The 13,686-nt window shown below is 59.8% G+C and carries 17 protein-coding genes and 1 tRNA gene; 8 read left to right on the top strand and 10 right to left on the bottom strand.

All coding sequences use genetic code 11. The annotated features are described in order from the left end of the window. Position 1: 1 nt before the first annotated feature. Genes trpC through A6U87_RS10900 form a run of 3 tightly spaced genes read right to left on the bottom strand, consistent with a single transcriptional unit; the run spans position 2 to position 3,747 of the window. Positions 2 to 814: an indole-3-glycerol phosphate synthase TrpC gene (gene trpC / locus A6U87_RS10910; RefSeq protein WP_065691291.1), complete on the bottom strand. Its 813-nt coding sequence runs from the start codon at positions 812 to 814 to the stop codon at positions 2 to 4. Positions 815 to 823: 9 nt separating this feature from the next. Further along, entirely contained in the window at positions 824 to 1,840 is a 1,017-nt protein-coding gene (trpD, locus tag A6U87_RS10905) for an anthranilate phosphoribosyltransferase (protein WP_065691290.1), read from the bottom strand. Between the two features lie 14 nt (positions 1,841 to 1,854). Then, positions 1,855 to 3,747 carry a peptidylprolyl isomerase gene (locus A6U87_RS10900; protein ID WP_065691289.1) on the bottom strand — a complete coding sequence of 631 codons (1,893 nt, stop codon included), beginning with the start codon at positions 3,745 to 3,747 and terminating at the stop codon, positions 1,855 to 1,857. A gap of 219 nt (positions 3,748 to 3,966) precedes the next feature. On the opposite strand from A6U87_RS10900, the gene A6U87_RS10895 reads away from it, so the two are divergent. Then, complete coding sequence (locus A6U87_RS10895; RefSeq protein WP_065691288.1) at positions 3,967 to 4,248, top strand: hypothetical protein; 282 nt, start codon at positions 3,967 to 3,969, stop codon at positions 4,246 to 4,248. 71 nt (positions 4,249 to 4,319) lie between these two features. On the opposite strand, the gene A6U87_RS10890 is transcribed toward A6U87_RS10895, so the two are convergent. Further along, complete coding sequence (locus A6U87_RS10890; RefSeq protein WP_065691287.1) at positions 4,320 to 4,571, bottom strand: GlsB/YeaQ/YmgE family stress response membrane protein; 252 nt, start codon at positions 4,569 to 4,571, stop codon at positions 4,320 to 4,322. Between the two features lie 715 nt (positions 4,572 to 5,286). Between A6U87_RS10890 and A6U87_RS10885 the strand changes: the two genes are divergently transcribed. Beyond that, positions 5,287 to 5,493: a hypothetical protein gene (locus A6U87_RS10885; RefSeq protein WP_065691286.1), complete on the top strand. Its 207-nt coding sequence runs from the start codon at positions 5,287 to 5,289 to the stop codon at positions 5,491 to 5,493. A 213-nt stretch (positions 5,494 to 5,706) separates the two neighbouring features. Then, a tRNA-Ser gene (locus A6U87_RS10880) sits at positions 5,707 to 5,796 on the top strand. A gap of 180 nt (positions 5,797 to 5,976) precedes the next feature. On the opposite strand, the gene A6U87_RS10875 is transcribed toward A6U87_RS10880, so the two are convergent. Together A6U87_RS10875 and A6U87_RS30430 are read right to left on the bottom strand one after the other, a co-directional pair. Then, positions 5,977 to 6,378 (bottom strand): DUF6428 family protein, encoded by a 402-nt coding sequence (locus A6U87_RS10875; RefSeq protein WP_244499470.1) that lies wholly within the window; start codon positions 6,376 to 6,378, stop codon positions 5,977 to 5,979. After that, on the bottom strand, positions 6,350 to 6,511 hold the full coding sequence (locus A6U87_RS30430) for a hypothetical protein (protein ID WP_244499467.1): 162 nt from the start codon (positions 6,509 to 6,511) through the stop codon (positions 6,350 to 6,352). The genes A6U87_RS10875 and A6U87_RS30430 overlap by 29 nt, the downstream gene beginning before the upstream one ends. A 42-nt stretch (positions 6,512 to 6,553) precedes the next feature. Between A6U87_RS30430 and A6U87_RS10870 the strand changes: the two genes are divergently transcribed. From A6U87_RS10870 to arsH, 4 genes are read left to right on the top strand one after another with little or no spacing between them, the layout of a single operon-like run. Then, a complete protein-coding gene (locus A6U87_RS10870; RefSeq protein ID WP_065691285.1) occupies positions 6,554 to 6,928 on the top strand; it encodes a helix-turn-helix transcriptional regulator in 375 nt (124 codons plus the stop codon). Further along, entirely contained in the window at positions 6,928 to 7,635 is a 708-nt protein-coding gene (locus tag A6U87_RS10865) for an MIP/aquaporin family protein (RefSeq protein WP_065691284.1), read from the top strand. The genes A6U87_RS10870 and A6U87_RS10865 overlap by 1 nt, the downstream gene beginning before the upstream one ends. Beyond that, positions 7,607 to 8,029: an arsenate reductase (glutaredoxin) gene (gene arsC, locus A6U87_RS10860; protein ID WP_065691283.1), complete on the top strand. Its 423-nt coding sequence runs from the start codon at positions 7,607 to 7,609 to the stop codon at positions 8,027 to 8,029. Before A6U87_RS10865 ends, arsC begins: the two co-directional genes overlap by 29 nt. Next, a complete protein-coding gene (gene arsH, locus A6U87_RS10855) occupies positions 8,004 to 8,732 on the top strand; it encodes an arsenical resistance protein ArsH (RefSeq protein ID WP_065691282.1) in 729 nt (242 codons plus the stop codon). The genes arsC and arsH overlap by 26 nt, the downstream gene beginning before the upstream one ends. A gap of 440 nt (positions 8,733 to 9,172) precedes the next feature. Here the strand turns inward: arsH and A6U87_RS10850 are convergent, their stop codons facing one another. From A6U87_RS10850 to A6U87_RS10840, 3 genes are all read right to left on the bottom strand, one after another. Further along, on the bottom strand, positions 9,173 to 10,399 hold the full coding sequence (locus tag A6U87_RS10850) for an HlyD family secretion protein (RefSeq protein WP_065691281.1): 1,227 nt from the start codon (positions 10,397 to 10,399) through the stop codon (positions 9,173 to 9,175). 2 nt (positions 10,400 to 10,401) lie between these two features. Continuing rightward, on the bottom strand, positions 10,402 to 10,860 hold the full coding sequence (locus tag A6U87_RS10845) for a hypothetical protein (RefSeq protein ID WP_065691280.1): 459 nt from the start codon (positions 10,858 to 10,860) through the stop codon (positions 10,402 to 10,404). A gap of 571 nt (positions 10,861 to 11,431) precedes the next feature. Continuing rightward, positions 11,432 to 12,106, bottom strand: coding sequence for a VIT family protein (locus A6U87_RS10840; protein ID WP_065691279.1), 675 nt, complete (start codon positions 12,104 to 12,106; stop codon positions 11,432 to 11,434). Positions 12,107 to 12,154: 48 nt separating this feature from the next. Between A6U87_RS10840 and A6U87_RS10835 the strand changes: the two genes are divergently transcribed. Then, on the top strand, positions 12,155 to 12,475 hold the full coding sequence (locus A6U87_RS10835) for a hypothetical protein (protein WP_342587885.1): 321 nt from the start codon (positions 12,155 to 12,157) through the stop codon (positions 12,473 to 12,475). 19 nt (positions 12,476 to 12,494) lie between these two features. Here A6U87_RS10835 and A6U87_RS10830 read toward each other — a convergent pair whose 3' ends face one another. Further along, entirely contained in the window at positions 12,495 to 13,652 is a 1,158-nt protein-coding gene (locus A6U87_RS10830) for an AI-2E family transporter (protein WP_065691277.1), read from the bottom strand. Between the last annotated feature and the right edge of the window lie 34 nt (positions 13,653 to 13,686).

Genomic DNA, 13,686 nt, shown 5'->3' with positions numbered 1-13,686 from the left:
GTTACTCGGCCGCCATCGTGGCGTTGTCGAAGAGCAGGGCGCGGGTCGCGGCCGTCACATCGTCCTTGCGCATCAGGCTTTCACCCACGAGGAAGGTGTTGATGCCGACAGTGTGCAGCCGCTTGCAATCGGCATTGGTGAAAATGCCGCTTTCGCCGACGAGCAGCCGATCGGCCGGCGCCATGCCAGCAAGCTCTTCGCTTACCGTCAGGCTGACTTCGAAAGTCCGCAGATTGCGGTTGTTGATGCCGACCAGCGGGGAGGAGAGATTCAGGGCGCGTTCCATCTCTTCGGCATCGTGAACTTCGACCAGAACGTCCATGCCGAGGCCAAACGCTTCGTCCTGCAGGCGTTCGGCATCGCTGTCGGAGAGCGAGGCCATGATCAGCAGAATGCAATCAGCGCCCCATGCACGGGCCTCCTGCACCTGGTAGGTGTCGAACATGAAGTCCTTGCGGAGTGCAGGAAGGTCGCAGGCGGCCCGCGCGGCGGTCAGGAGTTCCGGCGCACCCTGAAAGCTTGGGGTATCGGTCAACACCGACAGGCAGGCCGCACCGCCCAGTTCATACGCCTTGGCGAGCGCCGGCGGATCGAAATCGGGGCGGATCAATCCCTTGGAAGGGCTGGCCTTCTTGATTTCCGCGATCAGGCCGAAATTGCCGGCTTCACGCTTGTCCACGAGTGCCTTGTGGAAGCCGCGGGGAGCGGATTGCCCGGCTTGCATCGCCTTGAGGTCTGCGAGCGAAACCTTCGCCTTCGCAGCGGCGATCTCCTCCAGCTTGTAGAGTTCGATCTTCTTGAGAATATCCGTCATATCACGATCCTAGTCGATATCGTTCGACACGGCGATGAGTTTGTCGAGCGCCGCCGCGGTGGCGCCGCTATCCAGCGATTCAGTGGCGAGCCGCATACCGTCGCGCAAGACCTCCGCCTTGCCAGCGATCACGAGGGATGCAGCTGCGTTGGCCAGCGCGATATCGCGATAGGCATTCTTGGCGCCGCTGAGGACCTCACGAAGTGCCGCCGCATTCACAACGCCGTCACCGCCCTTGATCGCTTCCAGCTTGACCGGCTGCAGGCCGAAATCCGCCGGAGACAGCTCGAAGGTACGGATCTTGCCGCCCTCAAGGACTGCAACATTCGTACTGCCGGTCGTGGTGATCTCGTCGAGACCGCTGCCATGGACGACCCAGACGCTTTCCGAGCCGAGATCACGCATGACTTCGGCGATCGGAACCACCCATTGCGGGGCATAGACGCCGAGCAGCTGGCGGCGCACGCCGGCCGGATTGGAGAGCGGACCGAGAAGGTTAAAGATGGTGCGCGTGCCGAGCTCGACGCGCGACGGGCCGACGTGGCGCATCGCGGAGTGGTGCTGCTGGGCGAACATGAAGCCGACGCCGGCTTCATGGATGCAGCGCGAGATCACTTCCGGCGGAATGTCCAGCTTGACGCCGAGTGCGGCGAGGCTGTCGGCGGCGCCGGATTTGGAGCTCAGCGCACGATTACCGTGCTTGGCGACCGGAACACCGGCGCCGGCGACGATCAGCGCCGCCAGCGTCGAGATATTATAGGTACCGCTGGCGTCGCCGCCGGTACCGACGATGTCAATCGCATCGGCAGGTGCCTCCACGGTCAGCATCTTTGAGCGCATGGTGCTGACCGCGCCGACGATCTCGTCGACGGTCTCACCACGCACACGCAGGGCCATCAGAAAGCCGCCGATCTGCGAAGGTGTCGCCTGACCGGACATCAGGATGTCGAACGCCTGGCGCGCTTCCTCGCGTGTCAGCGGTTCGCGGTTCGCAGCCTTGGCCAGAAGCGGCTTCAGATCGGTCATGCGGTTCGCTCTCCCTAGCGGACGGTTGCTTGTTCTGCCAGCTGCTGGTTGATCGATGCGCCGTACTGCGTCTGCAGCAGGTTGACCATCTGATCGAGAATGTCGTCGCCGGCGGCGTTGGCCATTGTGGTGATTTGCTGGTCCTGGTTGTTGAGCACGTCACCAGTCGCTTCCGGATTGACTTCCGTGACCTTCAGCAGGATCTGTGTCGTTGGGTCGGCGCCGACGGCGTTGGCAACGGTATCGATCGGACCAGCGAATGCAGCCGTGACGCCGGCATTGCCGAGCACCGCATCGTCCATGCCGCGGGTAATGCCGCTCTTGCTTTCGACTGTAATGCCGAGGGGAGCGGCGAGATCGGCAAGGGACGTGCCCTTCTGCGCCTGCTGCTTCAACTCATCGGCCTTCTTGGCGAGTTCGGCCTTCTGCTGTTCCGCGGTCCAGTCGGCGACGGCCTTGTCGCGAACTTCGGCAAGCGGACGGTCGCGCTCGGGCGTCACTTCACGGACGTCGAGCCACAGATAGCCATCCGTGCCGATCGACAGTGAGGGTACATCGGCACCAGCCTCGGTCTTGAAGGCGGCAGCAAGAACCTGCTGCTTGGCCGGAATGTCCTTGACCTCGTTGCCGCTCTTGTCGAGGCCCGTCGAATCCACGGCGTCGATCACGACAGCCTTCAGTTTCAGCTGCGTGGCGATCTGTTCGAGCGTGGAGCCGGAGCTACGGAGATCCTCGATCTGGTCATGAATGTTGATGAGTTCCTGCGAGGCGTTGGTGACCGCAAGCTGCTTGCGGATCTCTTCCTTGACCTCGTCCAGGCTCTTCGTGGATTCCGGCTTGATGTTGCTGATGCGCAGGATGACAGGACCAAAGGAACCTTCGACAACAGCCGTGGTTCCGCCGTTCTTGGTCACCGCGAACGCGGCGTCGGCGACGGTCTGATCCGGAACCTTGTCCTTCGAGAACTCGCCGAGGAACACGTCGCTCGCGGTCTTGCCTTGATCGGTGATCAGCTGATCGAAGGTGGTGCCGGTCTTCAGGGCCGTGGCCGCTGCGTTGGCCAAGTCCTTGTTCTGGAAGGTGAGCTGTTCGACGGTACGGAGCTCCGGCGTGCGATAGCTGTCCTTGCGCTTGTCGAAGTCTTCGCGAATCTGGTCGTCGGTGACGGAGCCGACATCGGCGATGTCTTCCGGCTGCAGCTTCAGATAGGCGAACTTGCGATATTCCGGGGCGCGGAAGCGAGGCTTTGCGCCTTCGAACCACTTTGCGAGCACGTCGTCCGCCGGAGCCTTGATCGGTTCAATATTCGCATTCGTCAGGAGAAGATAGTCGATGCCACGGCTTTCCTGGCGGTACTGCCTCAGAGCGTCGACAAGCGTCTTCGGAGCGGTGAAGCCGTTGGAGACGGCATCCACGATCTGGCTGCGGACAGCAACCTTGCTGCGTTCCTTGATATAGTCGTCTTCGCGGATGCCGGCATTGCGCAGGCGCGATGTGAACAGCGACCGGTCGAACTGACCGTTGACAGCCTTGAAAGCCGGGTCATCACCGATCAGCTGTGCCAGCCGATCCTGCGACAGTCCGAGGTTCATGTCGTCGGCCAGCTGATCCAGCGACGCGCCGGCCACCAGTTGCGCCAGAACCTGCTGCTCGACGCCAAAGGCGCGGGCCTGCTCGGGCGTCAGGCGCATGCCGAATTGCTGGCTGAGGTTTGCCACCTGACGCTGGTAGGCGAGACGGAATTCGTTGACGTCGACATGCTGGTTGCCGACGGTGACGACAGTGGTACTGTTCCCACCACTGATCAGCGAGCGGGAAACGCCCCATATGCCGAAGGAGGCGACCAGGAGAAGCATGAGGAGCTTGGCAACCCAAGTCTGGGCGGCTCTTCGCAGAATATCGAACATCGAAACGCAAACCTCGCATTCTATCGCCCGTTCGCGGGCAAAGCATTTGACGTTCCTTAGAGCAAACCCGTACGGAAATGAAGGGTTATCGCGACAAAAGCTCTGCGTTATATCCGGGCCGGTTCAGACCGTCTGACACGCAACAAAAGAGACCAGCCGCGGGAACCTTTGCAGGGGTTATTTCGTTGACCAAGCATCCCGAGAAAAGAGGAGTAGACAATGGCCGATATGAAAACTGCCTCCGCCCAGTCCGCCGCTACGCGAGCTAAGGTAGAGGTGGCAGCTGACGATCTTTCCGCGCAGGTCGCGGCGCTGCGGGAAGACCTTGCCCGCCTGTCCGAAAGCGTTGTGGCGCTGGGGCAGGGCGCAAAGACTGCTGTCGCAGATGAAGCATCGGTCATGACGGAGCGGGTGCGCGATAAGGTGCGCGAGGAACCGATTTTCGCGCTCGCCGTAACCGCCGGTGTCGCTTATCTGTTCGGATTGATGAGCCGTCGATAGAAAGCGGTTCCAGTATCCCAAAAAGACAAGGCCGGACGCCGAGGCGCCCGGCATTTTTAAATACGTGAAACTCAGCGGCGGATGACCCGCCCGACCGCAATGAGGATGCAGGCGCCGACAAAGCCGGCGATGAGATAACCGATCCATCCGCCGAGAACGACGCCGAAAACGGAAAGGATCGCGTTCGCCACGATCGCTCCGACAATCCCCAGAATGATGTTCATGAACACGCCCATGCTGCTGTTCATGAATTTTTCCGCCAGCCAACCGGCAATCCCGCCGATGATGATGGCTGCAACCCAACCAACGCCTGCACTTTCCATGCGCATGTTCCTTTCTGGAAAAACAAAGAATTGAACGCCGAGTCAGAACGAAGTTGAAACGGTTGGCCGCGCGCGGACCCTAGCCGCGGAATCGATTGTAAAACGCATTGACCGCCCCCTCCGTGGAGAAGGATATGCGATCCGCTACGGCGCGCAAGGCCACCCAATATGCGTTGGTGTTACGTGGACCCGACGCCATTCGGTATTCACACGCTATCGTATAGCGCCATTGATCCGACTGGTCGGGCGAGGTCGCAGGAAATACAACCAAGGCGATATTTTCGGCCGGAGGCGAGGGGCGCCGGTCCGCCACGGGATCGCGAAAACCTTTTCCCGCCGAGTATTTCCTTGCCGTCGCGTTGAAGGAGTAGTGCATGCCTAAGATATGGCTTCGTTATGTCCATATATGCAAATTCTCTTAATTAAAGTACCCGGAAGAACGCTAATTAAATCAACGAAAATTGATCTGCGCGGGCGTTCCTTAGATATCCGCCAGCTTCCCTGACGTTGGCACCAGTCACTGCGCGAAAACGCGTCAAGGGACCTGTTCAGTTCGAAATCTGCGCCGAATCAATCCCGTTCTCGGACGAACGCGTTCGTTGTGATGTAATCGAAAAACCTCACATCAAGCCAAATTTCATCTTTCCTTCAGCAATCGCTTGCTCAACCTGCAATCTATGTCATGGTAGAACCCTGAAAATGAGGGGTGCCAGTCATGATCAATCTCCAATCTGTTCGCAGTGATACCACGCATGACCAACGACTTCTCGATTGCCGCGCGGAGGTCGAGCCAGCGCTTCACGAGATCATCCGGGAGGCGCAACGAAAGGGATGGGCGCCTGCGGAAGTCGCGATGGCGATTGCCGACGCAGCGGACGACTACATCCTGCTTCTGGCCAACAGAAAAACGATCGCGCACTGAACCGCTAGGTCGAATTGTTCTGCGGGCACGTCTCGAGCCATTGATGTCTCGGGGCGTTTGCCCGCAGATTGCGTTCAAGAGGGACAGCCGCGCGGAAGCGGTTGACGCTGCGATCCGAACGGCTATAAAGCCTCATTGTCTGATCTGGTCGCAAGCCGATTGTTCCATCGTCACACGATGGGACGTGGCGATTGGCAATCAAATCAATCTGATGGAAGAGTGTCCGAGTGGTTTAAGGAACCGGTCTTGAAAACCGGCGTGCGGGAAACCGTACCGTGGGTTCGAATCCCACCTCTTCCGCCACAACCCTATGATAGTGTTTGGCAATTTTTGTTGACATGTCAGAAAGGCGTCTAGGCCAATCTGCAACATTGTCAGCAATTACCTGCAACAATGCTGCAACTGCATTTCTGTTGCAGGAGGTTCCGATTCGTGTTGCAGCCGGCCTTGTGGTGAGGGGCGGCAGAATCCGTGCCGCTCCCGTCAGTTTTCTCCTGCTTGGAACTGCCTGCAACAACTGCTGTTGGAAGCAGCCGGCGCGTAGTAAGCAGCCGCCTCCGCAGTGCTCTCGGACAACCAGCGGTCACGTGGCTTGCAGCTTGCCGAACGCGGGAGAAGTTCGACATCGATGCCTCCCGATCGGCATCGATGGCAACGACGCGCAGTAGAGCTGCATTGGTGGATGCCGTCGCTGACCTCGAAGGTCACCCGGGCTGTCCTTGGTAGGCCTACACGTTCGGAGACCTTCCGGATTATCGCGCAGAACTTCCCGGCAGGCATGTGAGTTCTGCCTTCCTCGTCGACGTCCCAGAGCTGAATGAATATCTCTGTCCAACTCTCCGTGTTCGCGCGGCAGTCAAGGGTGTCGAATCGCCCGCTCTTCACCTCCGTCACATGCGGGCCTGACGCTGCGGCCGTCGTATCGGAAGACGAGAGGCAGCGCCTCGATACCGTCCAGCGACCCAAGCAGCGTGCCCAGATCGATGTCCATCGAAAGTGTCTTGTCGATCGTGTCCATTTCGGATATCTCCTGATTCAACATTTCAAGGAATATTGAAATATGGAAGAACGTCAAGCTCTCATGTCCTTTGCGGCCCTCTCACAGGAAACCCGCCTGCAGATCGTGCGCATGCTCGTCGTCGCCGGTCCCGATGGCCTTGCTGCGGGGGCGCTCGCAGAGAAGGCGCGCGTCTCGCCGTCGAACATCTCTTTCCACTTGAAGGAACTTGAACGCTCGGGGCTCGTACTGCAGAAGCGCGAGGCCCGGTCGATCATCTACAGCGCAAGCTACAACGCGCTCGGCGCGCTTGTTCGGTTCCTGCTGGAGGATTGCTGCGCCGGCCATCCGGAGATATGCGCTCCGGCCGCCGACGTCGCGGCCTGCTGCGCGCGCCCCATGGACCGGGCGACGTCGGTGTCTAAGAAAGCGATCTGATGCAGTCGTTTGATCTTCCACGACGGCTGGCTGCCGAAGCCATAGGGACCGCTCTCCTGGTCGCGACCGTCGTCGGTTCCGGCATCATGGCTTCCTCGCTCACGCAGGACACGGCGCTGGCGCTCCTTGGAAATACGCTAGCGACGGGTGCGATCCTCGTGGTTCTCGTCACGGTGCTGGGCCCGATATCCGGGGCGCACTTCAATCCGGTCGTGTCGCTGGTATTTGCCCTGTCGCGTACGCTGACCAAGCGCGATCTGCCTGCCTACGTCGCGGTTCAGATCGTCGGCGGCATCGCGGGCACGGTGCTGGCTCACACGATGTTCGCGCACCCATTTCTCGAATGGTCAACGAAGGAGCGCTCCGGAGCGAGCCAATGGCTCGCGGAAGGGGTTGCCACCGTTGGCCTCGTCTCGACTATTCTCCTCGGCGTGCGCTTCGATCGGAAGTCAGTTCCGTGGTTGGTCGGCCTCTATATCACGGCTGCCTACTGGTTCACGTCTTCGACGTCATTTGCGAATCCTGCCGTCGCCGTCGCGCGTGCGTTCACGAACACTTTCTCCGGAATTCGCCCTGTCGACCTTCCGGGGTTCGTGGCGGCGGAACTCATCGGCGCACTGTGCGCCTTCCTTCTGATCACCTGGCTGCTTCGGACGCCCCCACCGTGGAGACTGCATCATGAACGTCACGATCTACCACAACCCTGACTGCGGCACCTCCCGCAACACGCTGGCTATGATCCGCAATACGGGGATCGAGCCGACCGTCATCGAGTATCTGAAGACGACGCCGTCGCGGGAAGAGATGGTGAAGATGATCGCGGACGCCGGACTGACTGTCCGGGAAGCGATCCGGGAAAAGGGTACACCCTACGCGGCGCTCGGGCTCGACAACGCTGACCTGACGGACGATCAGCTTCTGGATGCGATGTTGCAGTATCCGATCTTGATCAATAGACCATTCGTCATCACGCCTATGGGGACGCGTCTTGCGCGCCCTTCGGAAGTCGTTCTCGACATCCTTCCGGACACTCACCAAGGAGCGTTCAGCAAAGAGGACGGTGAGAAGGTCATTGATGCCGAGGGGAAGCGCGTTGTCTGAAACCATCCCAGTTTTGGAAGAAGCTCACTTCCGGATGCCCGACGCCGAATCCATGCGGCCTGTCTTCGCCACTCATAAGCCGCGCATCCTCATACTCTACGGGTCGCTGCGTGAGGTCTCGTACAGCCGGCTCCTTGCTCACGAATCCCGGCTCCTGCTGGAGCGCATGGGATGTGAGGTCCGCATCTTCGATCCAAAAGGACTTCCGCTTCCAGACGAGCAGCCCGCCACCCATCCCAAGGTGCAGCAGCTTCGCGACCTCTCGGCGTGGTCGGAGGGGCAGGTCTGGATCAGTCCGGAGCGACATGGCGCGATGACGGGCATCATGAAGGCGCAGATCGACTGGATACCGCTCTCGGTCGGCTCCGTCCGGCCGACACAGGGCAAGACGCTAGCGGTGATGGAGGTCTCCGGCGGGAGCCAATCCTTCAACGCAGTCAACCAGCTCCGCGTTCTCGGCCGCTGGATGCGGATGATCACCATCCCGAACCAGTCTTCTGTCGCGAAGGCGTTCGAGCAGTTCGACGCCGAGGGGCGGATGATGCCGTCGTCCTACTACGACCGGGTCGTCGATGTATGCGAGGAGCTCGTCAAATTCACGATCTTGACCCGCGATGCCTCCGCCTATCTGACCGACCGCTACAGTGAGCGCAAGGAGGATGCGGAGAAGCTCGAAGAGCGCGTCTCGCTGAGGTCGATATGAGCACCAAGAGACGTCCCCTGGTCGGCCGTCTTCCTGCTCGGCCTGACCCAGGGCATCGGCTAGGGCACGCTCTCGATGGTCGCTCCCTTGCCTGGAGCGACACCGAGGTAACAGGCTGATAGCGCGCTTGAGCTTGCCATTCTCTGCGTGGATAACCGCTTCTAACGCGAAGTCGCCCCGCTGCTGCGTTACGCACGGCAACAGTCTGGCTTGATGGTCAAATCGCGACTGGCCGTGCATTCTTCCGTGTTGCTTGCTCGCGCTTGCGGCCGTGTTTCCGGCGGGGCGGCCAGCGAGTGCATTCGCAGACAGACCAAATCCATGAGACCGGAGTAGGCGGTAACACAATGCCGGTCTCGGAAAATGGAAATGGATCCGAGCGCTGAACGCGGCCGGATCCATGAGCGTCTTGCAACAAACCTTTGTATCAGGGCCGTGGCTCAGTGCCCGGCGAAGACCAGCGTCTGCACGGGGAGCAGCATCGCTTGCATGCGCAGGATCATCGCGTGCACGAGGCCGACGGTGTCCACCACGTGCAGGAACACCCATTTCGCCGCGCCGATATTCTTGTCGGCAAGCGCGTCGTGGTTGTTCGTGTAGGCGTTGGCAATGCAGCTGCTGCCGGGTGGAATATCATCCAGTCCGCCCTCGAACAGCGGCTGCAGGAAGACCGTAAGCGTACCGGGTTGCGCCAGCTGCTGGACATCCACAAGCTGATCGGTAGGCCGCAATTGGCCGGCCGCGATGACGTCCTGCACCTCGGTGACAACAAGGGGAATGATGGTGAACGGTTTGCCGATGCAGGTGGCCTCGGCGATCATTCCTCGCTTCATGACCTGCGCTTCAATCTGCCCGAAGCCAGCGATCAGCGTGCCCTTGCCAGCTGTCGCCGGCACAAGAATACCTGCGGGTCTGATCATGGTGTTCACGACATCGCCTGGCCGCAGGGTGAATTGTTGAACCGTACCGGCGACGCCGGCCCGCACCAGTGTCTTGTCCAACTCTACCTGCGCCTGAGCAAGCGCCGCTTCCGCGCTCGCTTTCTGTGACGGCAGAAGATCTGTGATTTGGGTCTGGAGGGTATCCTTTTTGGCGATTGCGGCGCTGAGCGTTCCCTTGCGGCTTTCGATCGTGTTGGCGAGGCGCTCGACCTCGCGACGGGCGACGGCATCCTTGGTCAGGAGCTGGGCCTTCATCTCATATTCGTCCACGGCAACCTGAAGCGAACCTTGGGCTTCCTGGATCTGGCCGTCAGCTGTCACCAATTCGGTTTGTGCGACCTTGGCTTGGGCTTCCAGTTCGGCGATTTTCCGGCGCGCCGTCTCAAGCGCTGCCCGCTGCTGCGAGTCATCCAGTCGGAAAAGCGGCGCGCCGGCTTCAACTTTCTGATTGAGGCCGACAAAAACCTCATCGACGCGCCCAACCGTTTCCGGCAGGATGGTCACCGTGCGGAACACCGCCGTCACGTTTTTCGTCGAAGGATGGAAGTAGAAGATTAGTGTGATCAGCGAAATGGTGAGCATGAGGCACGCGGAGATGCCCCAGCGGAGCTCGTACCACATGGTATAGAGGTTGATCTCATAGCCAATTCGCTTTCCCTGGGCATAGCGTCGGTAGAGGTAGTCCGGGAAGATCGTGAGAAGCGAGCAAAGCATCAATTCGAACATGGTCAGGCTCCTTCGCCCTGCGTCTCGCTCTTCGCCGGCTCTTCGGCCTTCGCATGCGCTTCGACGGGTTTGGGGGGCTGGTCGCGGACCAGAGCGGGGTCGTCTGTCGTTTCAACCGTGCGGCCGGACAGCTTGCCCAATGATTGTGCGATCGAATAGAGCGGCGTTGAGAAGTCGGGGATGTGCACGAAGGCGAGCAGCAGACCCGCGATCCAGAACAGGTGATTGTGGGTGAAGAGCGAAATCAGCGCCAACACGGCCACAATTTCCATCTGCACCTTGCTGGTGCGATGTGCCATGCGCTCGGGAACAGCGTGAAGCTGAAAGTAAAGATTGCCGACGATCAAAATCATCAGGATCAGGAAGATAACGACGCCGACGAAAAGGTAGTCGGTCTGACCGGGCGGCGTGATGAAGATTGGCAAGTGCTCAATAGCTGCCGGATGGAGATCTTGCGCCATCGGATTTTCCTTTCTGTAAGAACGGGTGCCTGCCGATCAACACATACTGTTGGCTTTGACCCGGTGCGCCATGGCCGCAGGCGCATAGTGACGATTTCGCAATTTCTCTGATGACCGCCTGACTGCGCTCTTCCGAATCCTCCTGTGGGTTGCCTGAGACACACTACGCATCGAAGATGCGATTTTCTCGTAGCATCGTGTAAGTTACGGAGAGGGCAGGCGGCGTTTTTCCAGGGCGGGCGTATTCTTCTTTGACAACTACTCCCGGAAGCATCGACGCAAGCGTGAATGCGTCAACAATCCCGTGAAGTAGAAACGCCAGACTAATGAGGCGCCTATTCTCATTCAACTATCTAAAGTTACAGCTCTTTTGCGTAGGACAGCCGTTTGAGCGTAAGTCGTTTGGGTAGTCTGGACAACACATCTCGCGCGGTACGACGCCTCGCGGGCAGGCGACGTAGAATCGCATAAACTGCGCAGGACGAAGAGCGTCAGGCCGGGGAATTTTCCGCCAAGACGGGAGCGTGGAGGCCGCCCCTGGCCGGCGGTTACGCTCATCATCTGGCGGTGCTCATCCTCCCAGCAGGACGGCGACGGTGACAAGGATCAGCCCCAGGCCCGTCATCGCCATTCCGACCACGAAGGGCCGGGAACCTGCGAAACGTGCCCATGCGTGGCCCGTTGCATAAAGTAAGCCGACGAGGAGCACGTTGCTGACGCGCAGAGCGAGGTATTTGTCGTCGATGATGAGAAGGGGGATGACGGCCGGGATAGCTGTCGCCGCGACGATCACGAAGACGATGAAAGCTCCGATGAGATCGTCCAGCGAAAAGGTGGTGGTCGATGGCTTCGCGCGCCTGGCCAACGCCAGCATGTAGCCATAGACCTCGTCCTGGTCGCGTTTGTCCAGCGTCAATGGTCCCTCGTCTGGAGGGAATTCCCTGGCAATTGCTGCCAGCGCACTCTTGTCATCCGCGGCGCTGGTGATGGCACGAAAAACACGGGCCCGATCGAGCTTGTAAATGCGGATCCCAATGAGGAACAGAACAGCGTCAATGATACCCCACGCGATATTGCAGCCCAATGTCGCGATGACCAGATCGCGCGCATCGAGTGTCTCGTCGCCAGCGACAAGCCGCGCGCCAACGGTGAAGGTGAGCGCCATGATCAGGCCGAAGAGAACCTCGCCAAGCGCATCGCCAACGTCGATAAATTTCAGGACGCGTCCGATCAGATTGCTGTGCATCTGTTCTCCCAGAGCGGTCATATCGCCGAAATTCTTTTGAAGTGACTCATGGAACGATCCGTCGTGCGCTCCATTGCGTATGTCCTTTTGTCCCGACTGATTGCGAGCAGTCAAATGTATTCACCGAGTCCCGAAAATGGACGAAAGAAGCTGATGCTGAAGCTGCCTGCCTTGCGCGCCCAGCTTCGCAGTCTTGCCGGCGACACCGTGGGCGAACTTTTTGAATCATACGATCTGGCTACCAGCGCGCTTGATGGATTTCGAAGGGAAACGTCGACAAACCCAGGGTTCATCGGCGAGTACGAGGAACTGTGCCGGGAAATCGAATGCGAGGTGTCGCGCTATTGCTATCAGGATGGCACCTCCTAACAAAAGCCCATGCATTTTTTCAGGGGTGCCTTTCGGGTTGGACCTCTCGGGTTTGGTCGGTTTGTTGGCTGCCATCGACAGGTGCAGGTAGGGGCGAGGGCCATACCCACGCGAGAAGAAGGTCGTAGAAGACGCTGAGCACCACCGGGCCAAGAAACAGTCCGAGCAACCCGTGCGAGATCGTCCCGCCGATGACGCCGATCAGAATGACCGGCATCGGCGTGGAGAGGCCCCGGGACATCAGGATCGGCTTGAGAATGTTGTCGACAAGCATCACGGGCACAGCCACGATCGTGAACGAAACGGCCACCCCGAGTGGCCATGAGAACCAGCTCCAGATGATCGCCGGCACCAGGATAAGGCCTGGTCCGATCTGCATGAGGCAGAGGATGAACACCGCGAAAGTGAGAGCCCCCCGCGCCGGCACATCGAAAGCGATGAAAACCAGACCACACAAGAGCGTCTGGAAGAACGCGACACCGATGACGCCACGAGAGACGTTCCTGACTGTGGTACCTGCCAGCTTCGCGAAGCCGACGCCTCGCTCGCCAGCAATCCGGCTTGCCAGGATCTGTATGCCTGCGTTGAGGCGCGGTGCCACGGTGAGCAGGACGCCGCAAAGAAGAATTGACGCGATAAAGCTAAGTATGCCGCCTCCGATCGAGGCCAGTTTTCCGACAATCAGCCCTCCCACTTCGCGGAGTGGGGCCTGGAATGTCACGATCGCAGCGGCCAGATTGTTGGCAGCCTGATTCCATGCCGCGTAAAGCTGCGGCCCGACGAGCGGCCAATCCTTCAGCCGGCCGGGCGCTTGCGGGAGGGTGAAGCTTCCAGCGCCTGCGATCAAGGACTGCAATGTCTCCGCAAAGTTGCTGGCCACCAGCGCGAGGGGACCGATGATCACGAACAGGCAGGCGAAGACAAGAGCAATCGCCGCCAGGAGCCGGCGCCCACCCAGGAGCCGGCTCAGGAAGTCGAAGATCGGGTAAAGCGCAACCGTGAGGATACCCGCCCATACGACAATCAGAGCGAAGGGCGCGACCAGTTGCGCTGACCAGTAGGCGAATACTGCGATGATCCCCAGACGAACGAGATCGCTAACCCGCGCCTCGATCGAGATCTGCCCGGGTCGCGCTGCCGGCGGCGTGTCCTCTTTCACAGTCGCATCGCCATTCATCGTTCTCGCTCGCTACTTCAAAACTGACCGTCCG

Source organism: Rhizobium sp. AC44/96, from assembly GCF_001692185.1.
GTDB lineage: Bacteria > Pseudomonadota > Alphaproteobacteria > Rhizobiales > Rhizobiaceae > Rhizobium.
The sequence above is the reverse complement of the archived record's forward strand: the minus strand, read 5'-3'. Positions and strand labels throughout refer to the sequence as shown.